The organism is Sedimentibacter saalensis (genome assembly GCF_007830175.1).
GTDB lineage: Bacteria > Bacillota > Clostridia > Tissierellales > Sedimentibacteraceae > Sedimentibacter > Sedimentibacter saalensis.
Window position 1 is genome coordinate 46,084 of record NZ_VLKH01000007.1, and the last position, 19,391, is coordinate 65,474.

The 19,391-nt window shown below is 37.6% G+C and carries 16 protein-coding genes and 1 tRNA gene; 15 read left to right on the plus strand and 2 right to left on the minus strand.

Translation table 11 applies throughout. From position 1 onward, the window contains the following. The first annotated feature begins 10 nt into the window (after positions 1 to 10). The 6 genes from LY60_RS12140 to LY60_RS12165 all read left to right on the plus strand — a co-directional run bounded on the left by LY60_RS12140 (position 11) and on the right by LY60_RS12165 (position 5,228). Positions 11 to 1,684 (plus strand): aldehyde ferredoxin oxidoreductase family protein, encoded by a 1,674-nt coding sequence (locus LY60_RS12140; protein WP_145084133.1) that lies wholly within the window; start codon positions 11 to 13, stop codon positions 1,682 to 1,684. Then, positions 1,681 to 1,890, plus strand: coding sequence for a hypothetical protein (locus LY60_RS12145; protein ID WP_145084136.1), 210 nt, complete (start codon positions 1,681 to 1,683; stop codon positions 1,888 to 1,890). The genes LY60_RS12140 and LY60_RS12145 overlap by 4 nt, the downstream gene beginning before the upstream one ends. 173 nt (positions 1,891 to 2,063) lie before the next feature. Further along, positions 2,064 to 3,257 (plus strand): M20 metallopeptidase family protein, encoded by a 1,194-nt coding sequence (locus LY60_RS12150; RefSeq protein ID WP_145084140.1) that lies wholly within the window; start codon positions 2,064 to 2,066, stop codon positions 3,255 to 3,257. A gap of 56 nt (positions 3,258 to 3,313) precedes the next feature. Then, complete coding sequence (locus LY60_RS12155) at positions 3,314 to 4,135, plus strand: DUF5685 family protein (protein WP_145084143.1); 822 nt, start codon at positions 3,314 to 3,316, stop codon at positions 4,133 to 4,135. Next, entirely contained in the window at positions 4,132 to 4,734 is a 603-nt protein-coding gene (locus LY60_RS18350; protein ID WP_145084146.1) for a DnaJ domain-containing protein, read from the plus strand. The genes LY60_RS12155 and LY60_RS18350 overlap by 4 nt, the downstream gene beginning before the upstream one ends. Next, complete coding sequence (locus tag LY60_RS12165; RefSeq protein WP_145084149.1) at positions 4,725 to 5,228, plus strand: hypothetical protein; 504 nt, start codon at positions 4,725 to 4,727, stop codon at positions 5,226 to 5,228. Before LY60_RS18350 ends, LY60_RS12165 begins: the two co-directional genes overlap by 10 nt. Before the next feature lie 181 nt (positions 5,229 to 5,409). Here the strand turns inward: LY60_RS12165 and LY60_RS12170 are convergent, their stop codons facing one another. Next, entirely contained in the window at positions 5,410 to 6,687 is a 1,278-nt protein-coding gene (locus tag LY60_RS12170; protein WP_145084152.1) for an adenylosuccinate synthase, read from the minus strand. A gap of 231 nt (positions 6,688 to 6,918) precedes the next feature. Between LY60_RS12170 and LY60_RS12175 the strand changes: the two genes are divergently transcribed. The 5 genes from LY60_RS12175 (at position 6,919) to LY60_RS12195 (ending at position 12,281) form a co-directional block, all read left to right on the plus strand. Next, positions 6,919 to 8,697 carry a putative glycoside hydrolase gene (locus tag LY60_RS12175; RefSeq protein WP_170226208.1) on the plus strand — a complete coding sequence of 593 codons (1,779 nt, stop codon included), beginning with the start codon at positions 6,919 to 6,921 and terminating at the stop codon, positions 8,695 to 8,697. A 192-nt stretch (positions 8,698 to 8,889) separates the two neighbouring features. Continuing rightward, positions 8,890 to 9,903: an aspartate-semialdehyde dehydrogenase gene (locus tag LY60_RS12180; protein WP_145084158.1), complete on the plus strand. Its 1,014-nt coding sequence runs from the start codon at positions 8,890 to 8,892 to the stop codon at positions 9,901 to 9,903. A gap of 95 nt (positions 9,904 to 9,998) precedes the next feature. Then, the gene (locus LY60_RS12185; RefSeq protein WP_246145442.1) at positions 9,999 to 11,228 is read left to right on the plus strand and encodes a DNA recombination protein RmuC; all 1,230 of its coding nucleotides are present in this window, start codon (positions 9,999 to 10,001) and stop codon (positions 11,226 to 11,228) included. A gap of 1 nt (position 11,229) precedes the next feature. After that, on the plus strand, positions 11,230 to 12,111 hold the full coding sequence (locus LY60_RS12190; RefSeq protein ID WP_170226209.1) for a GGDEF domain-containing protein: 882 nt from the start codon (positions 11,230 to 11,232) through the stop codon (positions 12,109 to 12,111). 84 nt (positions 12,112 to 12,195) lie between these two features. Beyond that, positions 12,196 to 12,281 (plus strand) — tRNA-Leu (locus LY60_RS12195). 479 nt (positions 12,282 to 12,760) lie between these two features. On the opposite strand, the gene LY60_RS12200 is transcribed toward LY60_RS12195, so the two are convergent. Then, entirely contained in the window at positions 12,761 to 14,125 is a 1,365-nt protein-coding gene (locus tag LY60_RS12200) for an MATE family efflux transporter (RefSeq protein WP_212633484.1), read from the minus strand. 118 nt (positions 14,126 to 14,243) lie between these two features. On the opposite strand from LY60_RS12200, the gene recQ reads away from it, so the two are divergent. The 4 genes from recQ to LY60_RS12220 are packed head-to-tail and all read left to right on the plus strand — an operon-like array spanning position 14,244 to position 19,380. Further along, the gene (gene recQ / locus LY60_RS12205; protein WP_145084167.1) at positions 14,244 to 16,427 is read left to right on the plus strand and encodes a DNA helicase RecQ; all 2,184 of its coding nucleotides are present in this window, start codon (positions 14,244 to 14,246) and stop codon (positions 16,425 to 16,427) included. Continuing rightward, a complete protein-coding gene (rsmI, locus tag LY60_RS12210) occupies positions 16,424 to 17,293 on the plus strand; it encodes a 16S rRNA (cytidine(1402)-2'-O)-methyltransferase (protein ID WP_145084170.1) in 870 nt (289 codons plus the stop codon). The genes recQ and rsmI overlap by 4 nt, the downstream gene beginning before the upstream one ends. Positions 17,294 to 17,301: 8 nt before the next feature. Next, entirely contained in the window at positions 17,302 to 17,976 is a 675-nt protein-coding gene (locus tag LY60_RS12215; RefSeq protein WP_145084173.1) for a DUF554 domain-containing protein, read from the plus strand. A gap of 18 nt (positions 17,977 to 17,994) precedes the next feature. Then, entirely contained in the window at positions 17,995 to 19,380 is a 1,386-nt protein-coding gene (locus LY60_RS12220; protein ID WP_145084175.1) for a Na+/H+ antiporter NhaC family protein, read from the plus strand. Positions 19,381 to 19,391 lie beyond the last annotated feature (11 nt).

Below are 19,391 nucleotides of genomic sequence, written 5' to 3' on the forward strand. Positions count from 1 at the left end.
AGGTGAATATATGAATAAAATACTTAGAATAAATATGAAGACCAAGGAAATCGTGTATGAATCCCCAAAAGATGAATATTTGAAAACCGGAGGCAGAGGACTCATTGCAAAAATAATGCTTGCTGAAGTGAATCCCACATGTGATCCCTTGGGAAGTGAAAACAAGCTGATTATTGCCAATGGAATGCTTACAGGAACAAATGTGTCAAGCGCCAACAGAATAAGCATAGGAGCAAAGAGCCCCCTTACAGGCGGCATCAAGGAAAGCAACGGCGGAGGAATAACAGCCATGTGGCTTGCCCAGCTGGGTTTAAAGGCCTTGATAGTTGAAGACATGCCTGAAGATGACAATTGGTACTATATCAAAATAGACAAAAATGGATGTACTCTGGAACCTGCAAATGAATATGCAGGAATGGGCACGTTTGAATACTGCGAAAAAATGATTGAAAAATATCCCGACTGTGCTGTGACATGCATTGGACCTGCAGGAGAAAATTTGTATCATTCTGCCGGAATAGCAACCATGGACAAGGAAAAGAAGCCAAACAGATACAGCGGCCGAGGCGGACTGGGAGCTGTAATGGGTTCTAAAAAAATCAAGGGAATAGTTGCTGCAGAAAAGGGTTCTGTAACAATCGCGGACAAAGAGAAATTTTCAGAGGCATTTAAAGCATATACTAAAATTATCATGGATGCTCCAAGTTCTGCAAACTACAGGACATTGGGTACTGCATCAACAGTGAGGGTTACAAACGACCTCACAGGTCTTCCTACAAGAAACTTCAGGGGAGAAAAATTTGAACATGCTGACAAAATTTCAGGAGAAAGCCTCTATGAGTTTATAAAGCAGCGAGGAGGAGAAGGCAAAACAACTCATGCCTGCATGCCAGGATGTGTTATTCAGTGCTCAAATGTTGTTCCGGACAAGGACGGCAAGACAATTGTTTCTCCACTTGAATACGAAACAATAGGTTTAATGGGATCAAACCTTGGTATTGGAGATTTTGATGCAATAGCAAAATTAAATGCAATGTGCAATGATTTCGGTATAGATACCATCGAAGTTGGTGCCGCCATGGGAGTAGCCATGGAAGCCGGTGAAGGACAATTCGGCGATGCTTCTTCTGCATTTAAGATGATGGATGAAATAATAAATGGAACAGTATTTGGAAAGGTTTTAGCCTGTGGGGCAACTATAACCGGAAAAGTTCTCGGAGTATCACATGTTCCGGCAGTTAACGGCCAGGCCATGCCTGCATATGATCCAAGAGCAATAAAGGGCATGGGTGCCACATTTGCCACATCTCCAATGGGTGCAGACCACACATATGGCCCGGTTATAAAGACTGACAAGGGATGGGCTGAAGCCAGCAAGGGCTCACAAATGTTCATGGCCATTTTAGACAGCCTCGGAATATGCATGTTCACAAGAGCAGCAATAGCCAATGAAAAGCAGCTTCTTGTGGATCTGGTAAACGGATTTACAGGATATGATCTTGATGTTGACTGGCTGGAAAAGGTCAGCACGGAAACAATCAAAGACGAGTTAAGGTTCAACGAACTTGCAGGTTTCACAAAAGAAAATTACCGCATGCCTGAATCATTCATGAAGACAGAAATAAAAAGCACAGGCGATGTGTTTGATTTGACTGAAGAAGAGCTTGATGAATTAAGATTATGATTAAAGTTATTATTGCTGTTGATGAAAATCAAAAAACATTCCAGACTAATTTTAAAGACATGACAATTCTTGAGCTTGCAGATGAACTTGGAATTCACAAAAACACTATAGGGGCAGTCCTTGTGGATGGAGTTCCTAAAAAACTTCATGAAAAGATAAGAGATAACACTGAAATATATGTATTGCCGATCCTAAGCGGAGGCTAAGTTAATAAACCAATTTTCCAAAATTGTAGGGGCGGATCTTGTGTCCGCCCGTTTTGTTTAATCAATTATTTTGATATATTCAGGGGGACATAGGTCCCCCTAGCGGAGTTGCGGAGCAACTTTTTTATTGTATTTAACCTAAAAATAAAATATAATTAATGTAATTTTAATAAATGAGGGTTAAAATTATGTGTGATATGGAAAATATAAGTGAAGAACTAATCAACATAAGAAGAGAATTTCATAAAGATCCCGAGCTGGGCGGATATGAATTTAAAACAATGGATAGAATATGCAGTTACCTTGATTCGTGGGGAATCGAATACAAAAAAGGCATTGCACAAACCGGAGTGTGTGCCATAGTACGAGGAAAAAATCGTTCAGGAGAAAAAAATATATGTGTTGGAGTAAGGGCTGACATAGATGCTCTTCCCTTAAAAGAAGAAGCAGACGTGGATTTTAAATCATTGAATGATGGAGCAATGCATGCATGCGGACACGATGCGCACACTGCAATAGCCCTTGGAACAGCAAAAGTGATAAAATCAATGGAAGACACGCTAAAGGGAGATGTGAAGTTTTTCTTTCAGCCAGCGGAAGAAACTACCGGCGGAGCCGAAAGGATGATCAGTGAAGGTGTCTTGAAAAATCCTGATGTTGATTATGTGCTTGGACTACATGTGGATACTGGAATAAATACAGGCACTGTGAAACTGAAATACGGAAAAATGATGGCTTCTTCAGATGAAATAACAATAAGGGTAAGTGGAAAATCAACTCACGGAGCTCATCCTGACAAAGGTGTTGATCCTCTTGTGATTGCTGCAAATCTTATTATGTCGCTGCAGTCTCTTGTAAGCAGGAACATTTCACCGCTGAACCAAGCTGTGTTTACCCTTGGAACCATCCATGGAGGAACAAGAGGAAATATAATTCCCGATGAGGTGGAAATGACCGGAATATTAAGAACTCTTGATCCGGAAACAAGAAGCTTCATGAAAAAACGAATAGGTGAAATGGTTGAAAATGTGCCAAAGGCTTACGGCGGAGAAGGAAAATTGTTCATAAGGGAAAGCTACATGGCTCTCATTAACAGCGATGAGGCAGTTGACAGTGTAAGGAGCGTTGCAGAAAAAATTCTTGGCGAAAACAATATTTTAATAAGCCATGAGCCTGACATGGGAACAGAGGACTTTTCATATTTTGCAGCAAACGTGAAATCATGTTTCTTCAACTTAGGCTGCAGGAATGAAGAAATAGGTGCTGTGTACCCAATCCATTCAAACAGGTTTAAGATTGATGAAAATTGCCTTGCAACAGGAGTGCAGCTCCAGGTTGAAAATGTACTGAAGCTTCTGGAAAGTTAAATTTATATTGATTAAACCAATCAGTGTTGTTACAATAAAAAAGAAATGAGTAGATTATGTTTGGATACGTTACAATAAACAAAATGGAGCTTAAGTTCAAGGAATATTACAGCTACAGAGGCTATTACTGCGGACTGTGCAAGTGCCTTAAGACAGAGTACAGCAATTTGTCAAGGTTCACACTGAATTATGACATGACATTCCTGATACTTCTTCTAAGCTCATTGTATGAGCCGGAAAACAAGTCGTACAATGAAAGGTGCATGGTTCATCCCACAAAGAAACAACTGGTAATACAAAATGAAATAACAGAATATGCTGCTTCCATGAACATTATGCTTTCGTATTACAACATGATTGACAACTGGAACGATGAACGCGACGTGAAAAGTCTTGCTGTATGCAAAGCACTTGAAAAAGATTTCAGGAAAGCTTCCTTAAAATACAGTGAGAAGGCAGAAAAAATCAAAGAAAGGCTTCAGAATATTTCTAAGCTTGAAAAGGAAAATACACGTGATGTTGATGCTGTGTCCAATGAATTCGGACATCTAATGGAAGAAATTTTTTTGTATAAACGTGATGAATGGGAAAAGATATTAAGAAAAGTAGGCTTTTATGCAGGCAAGTATATTTATTTCCTGGATGCTTACGAAGACATGGAAAAAGATGAAAAAAGTGGATCCTACAATCCCTTTAACAACCTTGAAATTGAAGACAAAAAAGATTATGCAAGAGAACTTTCCATGCTGAACTTGTCATTTTTGAGCAATGAAATAGAAAAACTGCCCTTGGAACAAGACAAGGGAATAATAGACAATATAATATATTCAGGAATATTGAACAAAATCAATAATGTTGATAAGGAGAAAATTAAATGAAAGACCCATATGAAGTGCTTGGTTTGAGCCGAGGCGCATCAAAGGATGAAGTAAAAAGCGCCTATAGGAAGCTTGCAAAAAAGTACCACCCGGACATGAACGAAAACAACCCTCTTAAGGATCTGGCAGAGGAAAAGTTCAAGGAAATACAATGGGCGTATGATGAAATAATGAACGGCACAGCTTCAAGCACAAATTACAGCTCAGGTTCAAGTTATTCAAGCGGTTCTTACGGAAGCGGAAACTTGTTCAGTGTAAGACAGCAGATACAGACAGGAAGGTTTCAGGAGGCTTTAAGAGCACTCAACAGCATGACAGACAGAAATGCTGAATGGAACTACCTCATGGGAGTTTGTTATGTTAATATAGGTTCTATGGGACAGGGAATGCAGTTTGTGCAAAGAGCAGCAAACATGGATCCTGCCAACACGGAGTACAGAAACTTTTTAAATCAGATATTAAATATGCAGCGTTCATACCAGCAAAGAGCATATAGCTATGGAGGAAGAGGATCAAGTTCTGCCGACTGCTGTACACAGCTTATATGTGCTGATTGTTTGTGTGAATGTTTGGGAGGAGACTTGATCTCATGCTGCTAAAAAGCAAAGATACGGCCTATTTAGGAGTTCTTTTGGGATTAAATCAGATTTTTGTAATACTTTCATCAGTGATAGAAACAAATACAATAATTCTTTTTGCAGCTGCAGCCTTGGTTGTGGGAATTGTTGTTGTTGAGTTCGGAGGCAAAAGCGCCTTTGTTTTTTACGCTGCTTCATGTATGCTGGGATTTTTTCTGACCTTCAACAAGGTTGAAATAATAACTTATATAATGTTTTTCGGACTTTACAGCATTGCTAAGCATATATTTGAAGCATTTATAAAAAACAAGAAAATTCAGTACGCGGCAAAGCTGGTGTTCTTCAATATTTCACTTGCTGCCATGTATTTTACAGTACGACTGTTCATATCATTCAACTTGTACTGGTGGATGCTAGCAGCAGCACAGGCGGCGTTCTTAATTTACGACTATGCATTTACCGTTTTTATCAACCAGTACATCGAAAAGGTTAAACCTAAAATCAAAAGAAATTGATATAATTAAGAATTAAGAACTAATGCAATGAAGCGTTAAGAATTAAGAATGAAGAATTCAGGAAGGCATTGTGCAGAGCACAATGCCTGTTTTATTATATAAAAATAAGGATTTGTGCACGCACAAATCCTTTCATTTAATTCTTCACTCTTCACTCTTAATTCTTAATTCTTAATTATAATTACTTGCTCATTACAAGGTAATCTTCTCTTTCAGCGCCTACAGAAACATATTTAATATAGCAGCCTACCTCTTTTTCAAGATATTTAATGTAATCATAAGCTTCCTTAGGAAGATCTGATTCTTTTCTGCACTTGCTTATGTCGCATTTCCAACCTTCTTTATATTCAATGACAGGTTTTGCAACTGCAAGTTCTTCTCCTGTTGGGAAGTCTTTTGTTATTTTGCCGTTTACGTCGTATGCAACAACAACAGGAACTTTATCCATGTAGGACATAACGTCGAGTTTTGTGAGTGCAAGTTCGTCAGCACCCTGAACGCTTACGCCGTACTTAGAAGCAACAATGTCAAATGGGCCCACTCTTCTTGGTCTTCCTGTGGCAGCGCCGTATTCACCGCCTGCTTCTCTTAAATCTTCAGCTTCTTTGCCGAACATTTCGCAAGTGAAAGGTCCTTCGCCAACACATGAAGAATAAGCTTTCATTATTCCAAGAGTGTTGTCTAATTTTTTTCCCGGTATTCCAGAGCCTATAGGGGCATATGCTGCAATTGTTGATGATGAAGATGTGTATGGATATATACCGAAGTCTATGTCTCGAAGTGCTCCAAGCTGTGCTTCAAACATTATTTTTTTGTTTTGTTTTACAGCTTCATTCAGGAACAATCCAACATCACATATGTAATCTTTCAGTTCTTCAGAATATTTTATGAGCCAGTCATACATGTCCTGAGGGTCAAATTCAACTGATTTGTATCCTCCGGCAATAAGCAGGTTTTTCCATTCAACAATGTGCTCAAGTCTTTCTTTTAAAGCTTCCTTGTTTGAAAGGTCTCCCATTCGTATTCCCTTTTTAAGGTATTTATCTCCGTATACAGGAGCTATGCCTCTTCTTGTGGAGCCAAATTTCATGTCTTTAAGTCTTTCTTCTTCAAGTACATCCTGTTTAACATGGTATGGCAGACAAATAATGGCTTTGTCGCTTATTTTTAAGTTTTCAGGCGTTATTTTAATGCCTGCTTTTCTCAAACTAGATAATTCTTTATGAAGATGTTCTATGTCAATGACCATTCCATTGCCCATTACATTTACTACATCAGATCTCAATATGCCTGAAGGGAGCAGGTTCAAAATAAATTTGCCGGATTCGTTAATAACAGTGTGGCCTGCATTGTTTCCGCCTTGATAGCGGCATACAACATCATAATCTGCGGCCATTAAATCAACCATTCTTCCTTTTCCTTCGTCTCCCCAATTAATTCCAACTATAGCAGTTAGCATAATTGCCTCCTTATGTTTTGATAAAAGAATTATATATTTTGTAAATATTAAAGTCAAGGAATAATTTATATGCTGTAAAATCTGTTAAAAATTACATGCAGGTAAAAGTGTGATTGACTTCAATGATTGTTGATTAAGGTTGAATTGTATGTTAAAATTAGACATGCATTATAGAATGTAACAAGCATTAATTGGGGTGTATAACCTCCAATGCAAAAATTAGGAGGCTTTATGTTTAAAAGTGTAAGACATGCAATTTTATTATTTATTTTAACAGCTGTTCTCACAGCATGTGCCAATCCGGCAAGTGCAAATTCTCCCATTCCCGGCGAAGTCAATGAACCTGGAAGCGAAACTCCGGCAGCGGAAGAACCTTCACAGCCTGAATTGACTGAAGAAGAAAAGGCTGCGCAAGAACTTGAGAAGAAAATTGCCGAGAGAGAAGAACTTGAAAAATCAAGAAAAGAAGAGTACAAAGAATTTTATGTGCCCCTTGTTCCCGTATCTGAACAAAGAGAAAAAGAATATGTTGAGGTGAGGGCGCTTTATGCTACAGGGCACACAGCAGGAAATGAATTGAACAAAGAAAACATAGATGCATATTCTGAATATGTGAAAGCTCTTCAGTCAAATGACAAGGCTCTTGCATCATCACTTTATGCTGCTGCTGACAAGGCGAACAAATTTGAACGAATTGTAGGTATTGCCGACGCTACGGAAATCAATGGCCTGGTAATTAACGTCAAAGATGACAACGGATTCATAACATATGAAAGCGATGTTGAAATAGTTCAAAAAATGAATCAGAATACTCCGATACCAATCAAAGATGTAAAGAAGATGCTTGAAGTTTTAAAGGATTACGATATTTATACCATAGGAAGAATTGTTGCCTTCAAGGATAAGAATTTTGCAGTCCTCAGTCCTGACCATTCCATTCAGTTAAAAACCGGAGGTACATGGCTTGACCCTAACAGCGGCAACATTCCATGGATTAACCCATTTGATAAGTATGTTTGGAACTACAATATTGCTATAGCAAAGGAAGCTTCGCTTCTTGGATTTGATGAAATCCAATTTGATTATGTGCGTTTTCCGGATGGTGCAAAAAAATATAATCCTATAACTGAATTTCCTGGAAGAAATGGCAGGGACAAAGATGTAGCAATTGCCGAATTCCTGCAGTATGCTAAAAAAGAACTTGCTCCATACAGCGTTAATCTCGGTGCAGATGTATTTGGTATAATCACCAGGACATGGGATGATTTTCCTGAGGACATAGGACAGACGTGGATATTAATGGGTGAGCATGTTGACAACCTGGCACCAATGGTTTATCCAAGCCACTATTCAACAGGCTGGTACAATTTAGAAAATCCGAACGCCAATCCTTACCTGGTAGTTAAGGGAGCAATGGAAGAAGCAATTGAGAAAAATTCATCCATGGAAAATCCTCCGCACATTAGACCGTGGATTCAGGACTTTGACTGGCAGGGAATCGAATATGGTCCGGATAAGGTGAGAGCTCAGATTATTGCAGCCAAGGAACTTGGTGTGACTGAATACATGATTTGGAATCCCGGCAACGTATATGATCCCTATGCTTTCATGCTCACAGAAACAGAAAAGAAAACAACATATCCACTTGATAAGGGAGAGCTTGATTACAGGGAAAAAACACCTGGAGACAGCGCCGATAAATATTTATCGGGTATGCTTAATGAGAGATTCAGCTACATGTATCTTATGACTCCGGTTGCTGACAGAGAAAAAGACTTTGACAGCTACCTTAAGGCAATGGAATCAACAAATGTAAGTCTCTTGCGCTACAAGGTTACAGGCTATGAAATGGATCCTTCAGACAAGGATAAGGCAACAGTTTACTTGAACTACAAAATAGAGATAAAAAACGGCGACGTTTCTCAGATTGTTGAAAAAGACAACGCTCAATGGCAGTCAGTGAGAGAAAACAACATATGGAAAATCAAAGCTGTATTTGATGCACAATAGAAAAAGGGGCGGGCAACCGCTCTTTTTGTATAAGAGGATTACTTTTTCCTTGAATAATTAGCTCATGTACGCAAAGACGAAACCTATGTAATTAAAATAAAAACAAAAAGCTTGACAAGAAAAAATTTATTGTTATAATAAATTTTATATTTAAAAGTAGTTGTTTATATATTTCGGATTTGGAGGAGAGAAATGAAAAAGTACAATGTGGCAATATTAGGTGCAACAGGAGCAGTAGGACAAGAAATGCTCAAGGTTTTAGGCGAAAGGAATTTTCCGTACGGAGAGTTGAAACTTTTGGCAAGCAAAAGAAGTGCTGGTGAAGAAGTTGAATTTCAAGGCAAGAAATTTGTTATAGAAGAAGCAACAGAAAATTCTTTTGAAAATATTAACGTAGTCTTGTGTGCTGCTGAAAATTATATAAGTGAAGCACTTTCTCCGGCAGCTGTAAAGGCTGGAGCAGTTGTAATAGACAACAGTTCTGCTTTCAGACTTAATGATGATGTTCCTTTGGTGGTTCCTGAGGTTAATCCGGAAGATGTTAAAAATCACAAAGGAATAATTGCAAATCCAAACTGCTCAACAATAATTGCATTGACTGCACTGAATGAACTCAATAAATATGCAAAAATAAACAGAATGGTAGTATCGACATTCCAGGCTGTTTCAGGAGCAGGCGTAAATGGAATAAAGGAATTGGATCAGCAGATTTCTGATATAAATAGTGGCAAGACAGTTGAAATAAAAACATTCGCCCACCAGATTGCTTATAATGTGATCCCACAGATAGGCGATTTTGATGAAATGGGATACTCACAGGAAGAAATGAAAATGCAGAATGAAGGAAGAAAAATATTCCACAATCCTGATTTGAAGGTAAACTGCACATGCGTAAGAGTTCCTGTTTACAGAAGCCACTCGGAATCAATTACCATAGAAACAGAAAAGGAAATTACTCCTGAAAAAGCAAGAGAGCTTCTTGCAAATGCTGATGGAGTGAAGCTGGTAGACGATCCTGCAAGCAAGAAATACCCAATGCCTCTTGATACATCTAACCAGGATTTAATTTATGTTGGAAGAGTGAGAAAAGACATAAGCCAGGACAATTCACTTGTATTATGGTGCTGCGGAGACCAGGTAAGAAAAGGTGCTGCAACAAATGCAGTGCAGATTGCAGAAGTGCTGGTAAAAGAAAACTTAATATAATGATGTAAGAAACGGCTTTGCCGTTTCTTTTTTTAGAAAAATATGGACAAATGTTCGAAAATATTATAAAGTATAGGTATTCAGGAGGTGTCAAATTGGATGCAGCAATAATCGCAATGCTTATACTATCAATAATATTAAATGTAATCCTTTTGTGGAAGACATCAAAACGAGACATGGAAGAACATATAATATCTGAAATAAAAATTAATTTAAGTCAGAACAACATGAATCTCATAGATTCAGTGAACAGGAAAATATCCGATTCAGAACAAAAACAGCTCAGGGAAATATTGACCAACAAGCTTGAAACAGTGGAGAGGATGGAAAAAAATACTACTCGTATGACTGAATCTTTCATGAATTTTTCTCAGACTACATCAAAATCCTTAAATGAAAATTTCCAATCTCTTACTGAACGAGTGGGAACAAATCTTGATAAAATAAATATGCGTGTTGAGGAAAGGCTTAGCGAAGGATTTGAAAAAACAAACAAAACTTTTGCCAACATTCTTGAAAGACTTTCTAAAATCGATGAGGCTCAAAAGAAAATAGACAGCCTTTCAACAAATATAGTATCATTACAGGATGTGTTGACAGACAAGAAGAGCAGGGGAACATTTGGAGAGGTTCAGTTAAACCATATTTTGTCCGTTGTGTTCGGGGAGAAAAATGACAAAATATATGAACTTCAAAAAAAACTTTCTAATGGAACAATTGCCGATGCAGTGCTTAATATTCCAGAACCTGTGGGGATGCTTTGCATTGATTCGAAATTCCCACTTGAAAATTACCAGCGTATGATTGACACAAACATCAATGAAGCAGAAAGAAAGATTTATTCAAGGGATTTTAAGACAAATGTAAAGAAGCACATAAACGATATTTCCTCAAAATATATAATCAATGGACAAACATCAGAACAGGCCATAATGTTTATACCTGCAGAAGCAATATTTGCTGAAATAAATGCTTACCACCAGGACATAATTGATTATGCAGGTGAAAAGCGGGTTTGGATGGCATCACCCACAACAATGATGTCTGTTTTATCAACTGTGCAGGTTGTGCTCAGGAACATGGAAAGAGAGAAATATGCTGTTATTATACACGAAGAATTGAACAAGCTTGGAAGAGAATTCAAGCTGTACAAGGACAGATGGGATTCTTTGGCAAAAGACATAAAAAGGGTTTCAGATGATGTGGATAAAATCAATATTACATCAAATAAAATCGAGAAAAAGTTTGACAAAATATCAAAAGTAGAAATAGGCATGGATCAGAGTGAAGATGTTATTGGGGAAGCTGTTATTACGGAGGAATAAAATGATTTTTTCAAGCAAGCAGGACGTTTTAGATTCTATTTCTAAATTTGAAGGATTGTATGATGTTGTCAGAATTGTAGATCCCATTAAAAAAAGCGTAGAAGACAAGGATGGAACGGCTGTACATACCCACTGTTACGATTTTTGGGATAAAGGAGTGCCATGTGAAAATTGCGTAACTTCAAGGGCATTGAATGAAAACAATACATTTCACAAAATAGAGTTTAAAAAGGGAATTATTTATTTGATCACTTCATGTCCCGTTAAGGTAAAAGAAGATACTTATGCATTGGAATTGCTCAAAGACATTACAAACACAGGAATAATTGAAAACGAAAGCATTAGAAGTGAAGAAGAACTGGAAAAATCAATTGAAAATTTAAATAAGAAACTTGTAATTGACGATCTGACAGGTACATATAACCGAAGATTTATCAATGAAAGACTTCCTGCAGAAATATTTTTTGCATTAATGAACAAAACAAGACTGTCGTTGATAATGATGGATGTGGATGATTTCAAAAATATAAATGACAGCTACAGCCACATGGCAGGAGATTTAATATTAAAAGAAGTAAGTGAAATAATGAAATCAAGCATCAGAATGAACATAGACTGGGTTGCAAGATTCGGGGGAGATGAGTTTTTGATTTGTCTTAATGGTGCAAATGAAGAAGCAGCATTAAGAATTGCAGAAGCCATAAGACAAAGGGCAGAAAAAACAGCAGTAGAGTATAATGGAAATAAGATAAATACTTCATTGAGCATAGGCATCTACACATTGGACAAAGAAGACATAACATCTGAAGAGCTTTTAAGACGGGTTGACATGAACATGTACGAAGCGAAGAAAATGGGTAAAAATGCCATTTTTTCAAGATAAAATGAACCACTAAATTTAATAAAAAAAGTTAAAAAAAACTCTTGCATTTTGTTTGACGGTATGCTAATATATAAAAGTGGTTCCGCCGTAGTGATGGAATGGCAGACGTGACGGACTCAAAATCCGTTGGTGGCAACACCGTGGGGGTTCAAGTCCCTTCTACGGCACCAAATTTTAAATAAAAAAAGAGACTTTTATAGGTCTCTTTTTTTATGTCTATTAAGATAATAGCAGCGTGGCTTAGCTAAATGCTTATTAAATTCACCCCTCAAACTGGTTAATTCGGCAATAAGCGGTGAGTCTGGATTCCAATACGTAGGGGAGGGCCTCGTGCCCTCCCGAAGATAAAAATATTGAAATAACGACAACGGGCGGACACAAGATCCGCCCCTACATCTTGATAACTCAACACTTTGCAATGATTCGGTTATTTTTTCATTCCAGTATGTAAGGGAGGATTGCTGTTATCCCGAAAAAAATATCGAAATAACGACAACGGGCGGATACAAGATCCGCCTCTACATCTTGATAATTCAACACTTTGCAATTATTCGGTTATTTTTTCATTCCGGTTGAAACAATGGTCATCATTCCAAGTGAGGCTATTAATATATGTGATTAAATAAAAAACTGGCAGCTGCCAGTTTTTTTATTTCATTATTTCATTGTCGTCAAGTATTTTATTGATTTGAAGCATGAATGTGGTGAATGTAACTGTTGCTGCAATAAAATCTGACACCGGTTCTGCCAGGAACACTGCAAATACCTTGTTCTCAAAGAAGTGAGGAAGTATGTAAATCAGTGGAATCAAAAGTATAATTTTTCTTAAGAGAGCCAGAAACATTGATACACGGGATTGTCCCAAAGCAACAAATGTCTGCTGGCATGAATTTTGTGCAGCCATGACAAATGCAGTTGCCATGTAAATTCTTGCTGCCCACACGGAGTATTCCTTTAAGGCTGGGGCATTGGTAAACATGGAAACAAAAGTGCCCGGGAATATCATCATCATGAGCCATGCGGTTGTGGTGTAAAGAAAGGCACATTTTATAAGCAGTTTGAATGTTGCCTTTACCCTTTCGTTATTTTTAGCTCCGTAGTTGTAGCTTGTGATTGGCTGAGCTCCTTGAGTAAGTCCCACCAGAGGAAGATGAATCATCTGCATGAGGCTTGACAGTATTGTCATTGAACCAACAGCCAGATCACCACCATATTTTTGCAGCGATGAATTAAAGGCAATGTTAAGCAGGCTTTCCGTGCTCTGCATTATGAAAGGAGATACTCCAAGCAGCAACACAGGAATTATGATGGATTTATTTATTTTCAAGTTGCATTTTCTTATTTTAAGGCTTGACTTTGGTCCTGTAAGGAATTTCATTACCCAAAGTGATGACAACGCCTGGGAAAGAACTGTTGCTAATGCTGCTCCCTTCACGCCCATGTTAAATCCAAATATGAATATGGGGTCCAGTACTATGTTTGTGACTGCTCCTATTATTACAGTGAGCATGCTGTACTTTGCATAGCCCTGTGTTGATATGAAACTGTTCAGTCCAAGGGTGAGCTGAACAAATATTGTACCTATGAGGTATACATTGAGGTATTCAAGCCCAAATGATATAGTATCTTTGCTTGCACCGAACATCCATAGAAGTTTTTCACCGGATGCCAGGAATACGGCTGTAAGTGTTATTGAAATTATAAGAAGCATGGAAAAACAGTTTCCAAGTATTCTTTCTGCCTCATCATGATTTTTTTCTCCCATTTTAATTGCGGCCCTTGGGGCTCCTCCCATGCCCACAAGGCTGCTGAAGGCTGTTATGGTCATGATGACGGGCATTGTTATTCCCACTCCTGTCAGAGCTGCAGGCCCTGTTTCTGCCATGTGTCCAATGTAAATTCTGTCCACTATGTTGTAGAGCATGTTCACTATCTGAGCGGTTATTGAAGGTATGGCAAGGCTTAATAAAAGCTTACCTATTTTTTCTGTACCTAGCTTGTTTGTATTGTTCATTTTTATCCGTCCTGTTTGTTTTAGTCCATAGTATTATATAGCCAAAAAAATTTTTTGGCAACTTTATATTGTTTTCTATTCATGATATAATAACTTATTAAAAACAAAAGAGGTATATATGTTGGAAAAGGCATTGGAGCTTTTGAAAAAATATTATGGATATGAATCATTTCGCGAAGGACAGGAAGAAATAATCAATAACATATTGTCCAAAAGGGACGTGCTTGCAATCATGCCAACAGGCGGAGGAAAATCCCTGTGCTACCAGCTTCCTGCACTCATGCTTGATGGTACGGCAATAGTTATATCGCCGCTTATTTCCTTAATGAAGGACCAGGTTGACACTCTCAGGCAAATGGGAATGGAAGCTGCATTTATAAACAGCACATTGTCTGTTGCTGAGCTTAGAAACATAATTTATGAAGCAGAAAGAGAAAAATACAAGCTTCTGTACGTTGCACCTGAAAGACTTGAGTCTGAAGGATTCACTGAAATGCTTAAAAACATTAAAATATCCATGATAGCCGTTGATGAAGCTCACTGTGTTTCTCAGTGGGGACACGACTTCAGAACAAGCTATTTAAAAATAAAAGAAATTCGGCACATGACGGGCCAAAATCCTGTAGTGTCTGCATTTACAGCAACTGCAACTGCCCAGGTCAAAGAAGACATTATAAATTTAATAGAGCTTAAAAATCATTTTGAACTTATAACCGGTTTTGACAGAGAAAATCTAAAATTTGAAGTCATTAGAATAAATAAGAAGTTTCCTTTTGTTTTAAAATATGTTGAGGAAAACAAGGGAAAACCAGGAATAATATATTGCATTACAAGGAAAATTACGGATGAGGTGTGCGCAAGGCTTATAGCTGCCGGGCATAAAGCAGTGAAATACCACGCCGGATTAAACGACAGGGAAAGAGCTTCTAACCAGGATGATTTCCTTTATGATAACGCCGATGTTATGGTTGCTACAAATGCCTTCGGCATGGGAATTGACAAATCAAACATCAGATACGTCATACATTACAACATGCCCAAGAACATAGAAAGCTATTATCAGGAAGCAGGAAGAGCCGGACGTGACGGAGAATCTTCAGATTGCATACTCTTGTTCAGTCCATCAGACATTGTTATGAACAATTTTCTCATTGAAAGCAGCTTCAATTTTTCGAGCAAGTCCAAGGAATATGAAAAGTTAAGGGACATGACAAATTATTGCAACACGGATAAATGTCTGAGGAAATTTCTCATAAGCTATTTTGACGAGAAATATGAAAAAGAAATCTGCGGAAACTGCAGCAGCTGCTTAAGCACTGTAGAAAAAAACGACATAACACTTGAAGCTCAAAAAATCCTCTCATGCATATACAGAATGGGTGAAAGATTCGGAAGCAACTCAGTAATTGATGTTTTAAAGGGTTCATCAAACCAGAAAATAAAAGCAATGAAGTTTCACGAGCTTACAACATACGGCCTCATGAAGGAATATGACAAGGACACATTGAAGGAAATCATATCTGTACTTGTTTCAGAAGGCTTTTTATCCGTAAGCGGAGGAAAATATCCTGTGCTGAAAATTACACAGAGCGGAAATATGGTTCTCCGCGGAAAATGCAGTGTGGAAATCAAAAAAGTATTTGCAAAGAGCAAGAGTGCAGCTGAAACACTGCCTTTTGAAAAAGATTTGTTTGATATTCTTAAATCATTGCGAAAGGAAATTGCAGATAAACTAAAAGTTCCTCCATTTGTAGTTTTTTCAGATGCATCTTTAAAAGACATGTGCATTAAGTACCCTCTCACAGATGAAGAGTTTCTCAATGTTTCAGGTGTAGGTGATGTGAAGGCTGAAAGATATGGCAAAGAATTCATACGGGCTATAACAGACTACACCAAGAAAAACAATATTGATGTACAATCAGTAAAAAATGCTGAACATAAAAATAATATTGAAACAAAAAGCGTGGGCAATCATAGAGCAAGTACAAAAAAATCATTAAAGGAAGACACTTACCTTACTACCTACAATCATTATAAACAAGGAAAAAGTGTGAAAGAAATTGCAGCTGAAAGAAGTCTCACTGAAAATACAGTGGAAAATCACCTTGCTCACTGTGCAGAAACAGGATATGAAATAAATTTCAGTGAGTTCATAAAAGCCGAACACGAAGAAATGATAATGAAAGCAATTGAAAAACAAGGAACAGATAAACTTAAACCAATTAAAGAATGTTTGCCTGATGAAGTAACATATACAGAAATCAAATTTGCAATATGCAAATTTAAGAGGAGATTAACATGAGCAGATTATACATTGTTCCCACACCCATAGGGAATTTAAAGGATATGACGGAAAGAGCCGTTGAAACATTAAAGGAATGTGATCTTATTCTGGCAGAGGATACAAGACATACACAAAAGCTCTTAAATCATTTTGATATAAAAACAAAACTTGTTTCATATCACAAGTTCAATGAAAAAACAAGAAGTGAAGAAATAGTAAATGAAATTTTAACAGAGGAAAAAAACGTGGCACTTGTTACAGATGCAGGAACGCCATGCATTTCTGATCCCGGTTATGAGCTTGTAAAAAGAGCCAGAGAAGAAGAAATTGAAATTATAGCACTGGCAGGCGCATCGGCAGTAACCATTGCACTTTCTGCCGCAGGAATAGACACTTACGAATTTGCTTTTTACGGGTTCTTACCCAGAAAGAAAAGTGAGCTTGAAGAAGCCCTTGAAAAAATCAAGAAAAATTCCATAAAAACATTTATTATATATGAATCACCAAAAAGAATAATTAATCTTATGGAAATAATAAGTACAATTATGCCAAACTCAACAATTTGTGTAATGAAGGAACTTACAAAGCTTCATGAAAATTCATTTTACGGAAACGCTGAGCAGGTACTTGAAAAACTAAAGAATCATGAAGATGTTGAAAGAGGAGAATACGTGCTGGTGGGCTATAACAACGACTGGGAAGAAAATCTCTCTACAGGCCCAGCTGTGAGCCTGCAGGCGATTTTGTTTGACAAACTTATACAAAAATATTATTCTTTAAAGGAGGCTGTCAATGAAGTCGTAGAGGAAGGCATTGCATCAAAAAACGATGCATACAAGGCTTCGCTTGAAGTGAAAAAATTCATAGAAAATTACAACAAATAGGGGGAAGCATGTTAGGCACAATAGTAAACGCATTGGCAATTGTAGTCGGAGGAATAATAGGAATCATCTTTAAAAACATAATTCCAGATAAGCTGTCTGAATCTCTTCTGAAAGCAACAGGTTTGGCTGTTGTGACTGTAGGAATAAGACTTAGTCTTGCTGGTGAAAATCTCACACTGTTAATAATTTCTGTCATAGCTGGAACTTTAATTGGAGAATTGCTTGATATAGAAGGAAGGCTTGACAGGTTGGGTCAGAATATAGAAGGACGACTTAAAAACAAGGATAGCAACATCACTGCAGGCTTCGTATCCTGTACTCTTGTGTACTGCGTTGGATCAATGTCTATTATGGGTGCCATTCAAAGCGGTCTTACAGGAAACCATGAAATATTGTTTTCCAAGGCACTGATTGACGGTATAGTTTCAATTTCAATGGCTGTTTCAATGGGTGTGGGCGTAATATTCTCGAGCATAAGCGTATTGCTTTATCAGGGACTGTTGACAATACTCGCACAATTTGTACAGTCTTTGTTGAGCCCGGAAGTTATAAGTGAAATGACTGCCGTAGGTGGAACTGTAATTATGGCCATAGGACTTAATTTCCTGGAAATTAAACGAGTTAAGGTTGGAAATATGCTTCCTGCTATTTTCCTGCCAATATTGTATTTTATATTTTTTTAATGTAAAAGAGGTGCTAAATTGAGTAAAGTAAAATTGGTGATAAATCCAGCTATCATAATGGCAGTGAGCTTGTTTTTCATAATAGGCTCCATAGTTTTTTCTGTACCTCTGTACTATGGATTTATTGCAGGCATTGTTTTTACAGTAATTGTCCTTAAGAAAAGCGGATATGCACTTAAGGAACTTCTTGAAACAATTGTTTCAGCAGTTTTTGAAGTGAAGAATCTCATAATAGTCATTTTGTTTATAGGGGCTACAACTTCCATATGGCTTGCATCAGGAGTTGTTCCCACAATTATGTACTACGGCTTCACATACATGGAAGGCGTGAATTTTTTAATGGCAGCATTTTTAATAATGACTGCTGTGTCTTATTTTATGGGAACAGCAATTGGGACCATGAGCACCGTGGGCATTTCACTGTCAGGTATAGGGCTTGGACTGGGGATACCCCTTAATCTCATGGTGGGTGTTCTTGTTTCAGGAGCATTCATTGCCGACAAAATATCACCCCTGTCAGGACTTGTAAACCTGACAATGACAGCTATTAACAGAAACTACAAAGACATTTTAAAATCTACTCTCGTGACATTGCTGCCAACTATAGCAATAACAGCAGCAATTTATTACATAATGGGACTTAATTATATGTCAGGAGATTACAGTAAGCTTATATTGTACAAAAATGCAATTGCAGAAGGCTTCAACACTTCAAAAATTCTATTGCTGCTGCCTGTGGTTATTCTTGTACTGTCTGTTTCGGGTCTTAAATCAATTTACACTCTTTGTGTGGGAATAGGTGTGGGAGCTGTATTAAGCATTGTTTTTCAAGGAATGACAATGGCTGAAGTCATTAATTCTATTTTGTTTGGCTTTCACGGGAAAACTCCCTCAGAAGAACTCAACAAACTTCTGGTAAGCGGAGGAATGGTTGCAATGATTGAAGCAATATTTATTGTAATAAGCGCCATATCATTGGTTAAAATATTTGAAAAGGGAAATATTCTTATGCCTCTTATGGATAGGCTGGTATCAGGCATAAACACAAAAATAAATCTGGTTCTCAGGACGGGATTCATAAGCACAATTCTTACAATTGCCACTTGCGATCAGACAGCAGGTATTATACTTCCTGCAAGAATACTTAATGACAAGTACAAGGAACTTGAACTTGACAATGCTGTGCTGGCAAGAACAATCTCTGATACGGGAGTAATTGTAGCACCATTAATGCCCTGGAACATTAATTCATTTCTCATTAAGCCAATTATGGGCATAACAGCAGCCCAGTATGCCCCTTATGCAGCATTGTGCTATGTGTGCCCGCTTGTAAGTGTTGCAGCAGCATTTTTGTTATACAGGAGCAAAAATCATAAGAATATACAAAAATCAAATGATGTTTAGACATAATTCAG